Raw genomic sequence first — 3,309 nt, 5'->3', positions numbered from 1 at the left:
ATGGCATCAAGAATAACCGCAACACTACCGCCGCATCCCTATCTGGTAGCCGAGGTGGAGGGCAACGTCGTTGGATACGCTTACGCAAGCGAGCATCGAGCGAGAGAAGCCTATCGATGGTCGGCGGATGTCACCGTGTATGTTGATCCGGCTGTGCACCGAAAAGGGGTTGGTCGTGCGCTTTATCAGCAGCTTCTACCAGTCTAGAGAAACAGGGGATTCATGCAGCCTATGCCGGCATTGCCTTACCCAACGCAGGAAGTATAGGTATCCATGAAGCACTCGGGTTCACCCACATCGGCACCTACCCAGAGGTTGGGTTCAAGCACGGCCAATGGCATAGCGTGGATTATTGGCGTAAACCGATTTGTGCTGTGACGCCGCCAATAGAAATCATCCCGTTCAGTGAGATAAAGGGAGAGTTGAGAAACCAGGTGTGAGGCGACCTGGCTACTATTCGTCGCCATCGGTACCAGGCTGTTCGCTGAGAGCTATGCTTATGGATGATTCACGTTCGAGTCAGTTTACCGACCGGCTGGAGGGATGAATGAATTTGGCGGCGTTTACCTCGCTGCTTTCCGCAGGCGAAAACATAAACGGGTGCCCACTCCCCGATTTAGATGCAGTGACATTCGCAGGTCTGCATTTTCCTTCCCGTGCATATTGCCTTGTTGCTGATTGGGTAATCTTGGATCTCGAAGTTACAACACGTCAACGAATAGCCATCACCGATAGAGGGCTTATCCCTGCCTTGGTTTACGCATTGACGGTTATCCAAGATAGAAAAGGTCGTTTTGCGCCTGGTGATTGGGTCAGATCAACGTTGGGGGTTTCCTTCACTCACAACTGCTTGTTTGAGACGAAAAAATACGGTTTATGTGCTTATGGGAGCCGGCCGTAGGTTGCGCACAGATTTAGACATCGCACTGAGCTTGTGCTGAAGACCGCAGATTATGCTGCTCCCCTCCTGACCGCTTACTTCAGTTGTTGGTGTCACACTATGTTGGGAGCAGCCCGGCCCTGTATTTGAAGCGCAGCCCATCTGTGTCAATCTATGTTGCTGTTGTCTTTATCGCGAATCATCCTACAGACCCCGATTTACGCGATGGGTTGTGTCAAACTATGTTGTTGGTACCCAGACCCGCAAAAATCGCAGCCTCGGCTGCGATTTTTGTATCCGACTCGAGGGCATCCATGGACCGCTTCCAGGAAATGCAGATCTTCGCCACGGTGGCTCAGGAGCAGGGCTTCTCGGCAGCGGCGCGACGCCTCGGCTTGTCCGCCGCCAGTGTCACCCGCGCGGTTGCAGCGCTGGAGCAGCGCATCGGTACGCAGTTGCTGATTCGTACCACGCGCAGTGTGCATCTGAGCGAAGCGGGGCAGCGTTATCTGGAAGACTGTCGGAGAATTCTCGCCGAAGTGCAGGAAGCCGAGGATTCGGCGGCCGGCAGTCATGCCCAGCCCCGTGGGCAATTGACGGTGACCGCGCCGGTATTGTTCGGTGAGCTGTTTGTCACACCGCTGATGGCGACTTATCTGACGCAATACCCGGACGTTTCGATCAATGCGCTGTTGGTTGATCGGGTGGTGAGCATGGTCGAGGAGGGCATCGATGTCGCGGTGCGCATCGGTGAGTTGCCGGACAGCAATCAGCACGCGATCCGGGTTGGCGAAGTGCGACGGGTGATCTGTGCGTCGCCGGCCTATCTGGCCCGGTACGGCCGCCCCGAGCATCCACAGGCGCTGGCCGGCGCGCCGGTGGTGGCGACCTCGGCCATCGGCCAGTTGCGCAGTTGGCCGTTTGTGGACCAGGGCGAAGCGATCAGCGTGCGGCCTGAACCGAGGCTGGTGGTCACCGCCAACCAGGCGGCGATTACTGCGGCCTGTCTGGGCTTGGGGCTGACCCGGGTGTTGTCTTATCAGGTCGCCGGCAAGGTGGCCTGCGGCGAGCTGGAAATTGTCCTCGCCGACTTCGAACTGCCGCCGCTGCCGATCCATGTGGTGTATCAGGGCGGGCGCAAGGCGCCGGCGCGGGTGCGCAGCTTTGTCGACCATGCAGTGAAAGCCTTGCGAGAGCATCCGGCGCTGCAGAACGCAGCGTTATTTCATCCAGTGAAATAATCGATTGCGATTGCTGGTGATTCTGTTGCTTTGAGGATGGGGGGAAGATGGCCTCCATCGGCGCTGCCATCCCGAACGGCGCCACCTCCAGCGGAGTCGACCATGCAAGCGATCAAACTCTACAACTTCCCGCGTTCCGGCCACGCCCATCGGGTGGAGCTGATGTTGTCCCTGCTGCAACTGCCGACCGAACTGATTCTGGTCGATCTGGCCAAGGGTGAACACAAGCAGGCGCCGTATCTGGCGATCAACAGTTTCGGCCAGGTGCCGGCGATCGACGATGACGGCGTAGTGCTGGCCGACTCCAACGCGATTCTGGTGTACCTGGCGCTCAAGTATGGCAATGGTCGCTGGCTGCCGACCGATCCGCTGGGTGCGGCACGGGTGCAGCGCTGGTTGTCCGCCGCTGCCGGACCGATTGCTTTCGGACCTGCTGCTGCCCGATTGGTGACGGTGTTTGGCGCACAGTTGAATGCTGAAGAAGCGATTACCCGTGCGCACAACCTGCTCAAAGTGATGGACGTGGAACTGGGCAAGACCCCCTATCTTGCCGGCAGCGAGCCGACCATCGCCGACGTGTCCGCCTACAGTTATATCGCCCATGCGCCGGAAGGCAACGTGGCGCTGGACGACTACGCCAACGTGCGTGCCTGGCTGGCGCGGGTTGAAGCCTTGCCCGGTTTTGTCGGCATGCCGCGCACGGTCGCTGGTCTGCAAAAGACTGCCTGAGGTTCAGCCCTGATCTGATCGAGTTATCCACAATGCGCCGGCGGCGCGGGGAGAGGCGTGATGGAACGTTCACCGTGGCACGCTGGCGAGCAACAACTGCAGGCCCATGTCGGCGTTGCCGAGCGCATGGAGGCCTTTGGCCGAAAAGTGATTCGCGACTGGATGCCCGATCAACACCGCGCCTTTTATGAGCAATTACCGTTCATGTTGTACGGCGCGGTCGATACCGACGGGCGTCCATGGGCCAGTGTGCTCGAAGGCGCGCCAGGGTTTGCTCATTCGCCTGATCCCGGGCACCTGCATTTCGCCAGCCAACCCGCTGCTGATGATCCAGCGCAATTGCGCAATGACGAACCGATCGGGTTGCTCGGCATTGAATTGCATACCCGCCGCCGCAATCGCCTCAACGGTCATGTCGCCAATCTCACCGAGCAGGGTTTCGAGGTGAGCGTGGATCAG

The 3,309-nt window shown here is 58.7% G+C and carries 4 protein-coding genes and 1 pseudogene; all 5 read left to right on the top strand.

Features of this window, described 5'->3' with window-relative positions; translation table 11 throughout:
* Window positions 1-440: pseudogene (locus tag HT737_RS15540) on the top strand (N-acetyltransferase family protein); the annotation flags it as partial.
* A gap of 107 nt (window positions 441-547) precedes the next feature.
* Window positions 548-901 carry a hypothetical protein gene (locus tag HT737_RS15535; protein ID WP_182403169.1) on the top strand — a complete coding sequence of 118 codons (354 nt, stop codon included), beginning with the start codon at window positions 548-550 and terminating at the stop codon, window positions 899-901.
* A 293-nt stretch (window positions 902-1,194) separates the two neighbouring features.
* Window positions 1,195-2,121 (top strand): LysR family transcriptional regulator, encoded by a 927-nt coding sequence (locus HT737_RS15530; RefSeq protein WP_182403166.1) that lies wholly within the window; start codon window positions 1,195-1,197, stop codon window positions 2,119-2,121.
* Between the two features lie 102 nt (window positions 2,122-2,223).
* On the top strand, window positions 2,224-2,850 hold the full coding sequence (locus HT737_RS15525) for a glutathione S-transferase family protein (protein WP_131670793.1): 627 nt from the start codon (window positions 2,224-2,226) through the stop codon (window positions 2,848-2,850).
* 60 nt (window positions 2,851-2,910) lie between these two features.
* Window positions 2,911-3,309: pyridoxamine 5'-phosphate oxidase family protein (locus HT737_RS15520; RefSeq protein ID WP_182403164.1), on the top strand; the 399-nt coding region annotated here is incomplete at its 3' end.

Origin of the sequence: Pseudomonas sp. MD195_PC81_125 (assembly GCF_014060985.1) — a bacterium.
GTDB classification, from domain to species: domain Bacteria; phylum Pseudomonadota; class Gammaproteobacteria; order Pseudomonadales; family Pseudomonadaceae; genus Aquipseudomonas; species Aquipseudomonas parakoreensis.
The sequence above is the reverse complement of the archived record's forward strand: the minus strand, read 5'-3'. Positions and strand labels throughout refer to the sequence as shown.

Coding starts and splice junctions, on each gene's coding strand:
- HT737_RS15535 (WP_182403169.1), top strand. CDS start 548: ATGAATTTGGCGGCGTTTACCTCGCTGCTTTCCGCAGGCGAAAACATA.
- HT737_RS15530 (WP_182403166.1), top strand. CDS start 1,195: ATGGACCGCTTCCAGGAAATGCAGATCTTCGCCACGGTGGCTCAGGAG.
- HT737_RS15525 (WP_131670793.1), top strand. CDS start 2,224: ATGCAAGCGATCAAACTCTACAACTTCCCGCGTTCCGGCCACGCCCAT.